Below are 678 nucleotides of genomic sequence, written 5' to 3'. Positions count from 1 at the left end.
TGCTTCGATAATGTCATCAGCAAGCTGACGTACACGTGGATCTTCGATATCAGCACGCGAACTGGTCAAAATAGCAATCGAGTGATGCGGTATCATCGCCTGCATCCAATCCACTTGATCGACCGTTTGTTGTGATCTAACGCCCCATAAACCAAAGGCAAATAGCACGACACTAATCCCATAAACCATTAGATTGACCTTAGTCTTTTTATACATATTAGTCATAAAGGCGAGCATGATAATTGCCATTACCGCGCCCATATACAGCGCCATATAAGCTCGGGTTTCACTAAAGTAAATATGATCCCACTGATAGGTGTTAAAATACATCATGATAAACATCACCACTGTGGATGTTAAAATCATGATTGTGAACTTTACATAAGGGTTCATTTGCTTCTGTTTATTATCCATATGGTTATTCATATTCTTGTCCTTAATTTAGTAAAAAGGCACCTAAATAAAGAGGTGCCTTTTTTTAGAGCTAGTGTTATAAACTGTTGTTACTTACATGGTTAACACTAGAACCAAAACATCACACCAGCAGTCAGACTGTTAGAATCAACGTCTTCGTCCTCTTGACGACGTAAGTCTCGCGCATCACCCAAGGCGCTCTCGTAGCTGAAACCAACATAAGGCGCGAGCTGACGACTGAATGTCTCATAAGCCAGCCTAACT

At 40.9% G+C, this 678-nt stretch carries 2 protein-coding genes; both read right to left on the bottom strand.

Translation table 11 applies throughout. The annotated features are described in order from the left end of the window. A partial coding sequence (locus CXF69_RS00585) for a DUF305 domain-containing protein (RefSeq protein WP_102078939.1) occupies positions 1-426 on the bottom strand: 426 nt, incomplete at its 3' end. A 95-nt stretch (positions 427-521) separates the two neighbouring features. Beyond that, complete coding sequence (locus tag CXF69_RS00580; RefSeq protein WP_228706720.1) at positions 522-671, bottom strand: copper resistance protein B; 150 nt, start codon at positions 669-671, stop codon at positions 522-524. Between the last annotated feature and the right edge of the window lie 7 nt (positions 672-678).

The organism is Psychrobacter sp. Choline-02u-9 (assembly GCF_002836505.1).
Taxonomy (GTDB): Bacteria; Pseudomonadota; Gammaproteobacteria; order Pseudomonadales; family Moraxellaceae; genus Psychrobacter.
The sequence above is the reverse complement of the archived record's forward strand: the minus strand, read 5'-3'. Positions and strand labels throughout refer to the sequence as shown.